Here is a 1,155-nt window from a genome sequence, read left to right on the forward strand (position 1 = left end):
CCCCTTGACACTGTGCTCTCTCAAAATTTGCCCCCATAAGGTAAGCGTGCGACAAATCTGCCTTAGGAAATTCTGCTACTCTTGCAAAATCTTGTGTGTACAAGCCGTGTTCGTGCTCTTTAAATAAAAGATTGATAGTGGTTTGGATTTCATTTGATGGGCGTTTATTGTGTTTTTGTTGATATTCTTCTTCATTGGTTTTTGAACGAATATGTGAGCAGAGAATTTGTGCAATTTGTTTGCGGTATTTCTCCTCCTCCCTTGCTAATTCATGCAGGGCATAAATTGCCCCTGTGCGCGCTGATGTTTCGCTTGAACCTAGTAAATTAATAGCTGAATTAAAACGCTCATCTATTCGCTGGTTAATTTGAATGTCAATTTGCTTCTCTTGATTTTTTAAGCGTTGGTAAAAAAGATGTAAACCAATTATTGCAATTAAACCACTACCAATAGATGTGTAGGTTATTTTGGTTTCTGTGTCAATTAAGTTAAGAACATCTAAAATGAAAACAACAGTAACAGTAAGAATTGTGTATGTAAAGGTTGTGTTTTCTTTTGATTTATCAATCAACTTCCTCACAATTACCACCACTTTATTAGAAATATCCGTCATGAGTTTTTTTGTATTGTCGTGAATGTTTCTCATTTTTTGTGACCAAGGCGAAAGTGCACTAAGCTGTGGCATGATGATTTGTATTTCACTCGCCACACCTTTTTTTGTTTTTTATCACTTAATGGTATCCTCAGCATCCCAGTCACCGTCAGTGTGCTTTCATAATTGGAAAAATATGTAAACTCTGCGGTAATAAGTTTGCAATGGTTGAGTTTTTGTTAAGTTCGTTTTGTTTAAACTGGCTGGGTGTTTGTCTATTTTTAATCGTTGTAATCATAAATTTATAAATTGTTTTAAAAATGAAGGTCTGGCATAAAATGCTCTTGAGGTGGACCCGTGTCCAGCACCTTTTGTTCTTGGTTGGACAAATGTCCTATCTTTCCAGTTGGATCTTTAAGTCCTAATTTTAGATTTAGTAAAGTATTTTATGTTAGATTAGAAAAGTAGTCTTCCTCAATAACTCCAGTACCAATGAATTTTTTACACATTTCAGGGTTTTTATTTAATGACCTATATAAAATTTTTTTAATCAAATTTTTATC

Annotated in this window: 1 protein-coding gene; it reads right to left on the reverse strand. The window is 34.2% G+C overall.

Annotation, left to right across the window (positions count from 1 at the left end; translation table 11 throughout):
- A partial coding sequence (locus BAZSYMA_RS08440; RefSeq protein WP_420912284.1) for a hypothetical protein occupies nt 1-709 on the reverse strand: 709 nt, incomplete at its 3' end.
- Nucleotides 710-1,155: the final 446 nt, after the last annotated feature.

The organism is Bathymodiolus azoricus thioautotrophic gill symbiont (assembly GCF_001298715.1).
Classification (GTDB): domain Bacteria; phylum Pseudomonadota; class Gammaproteobacteria; order PS1; family Pseudothioglobaceae; genus Thiodubiliella.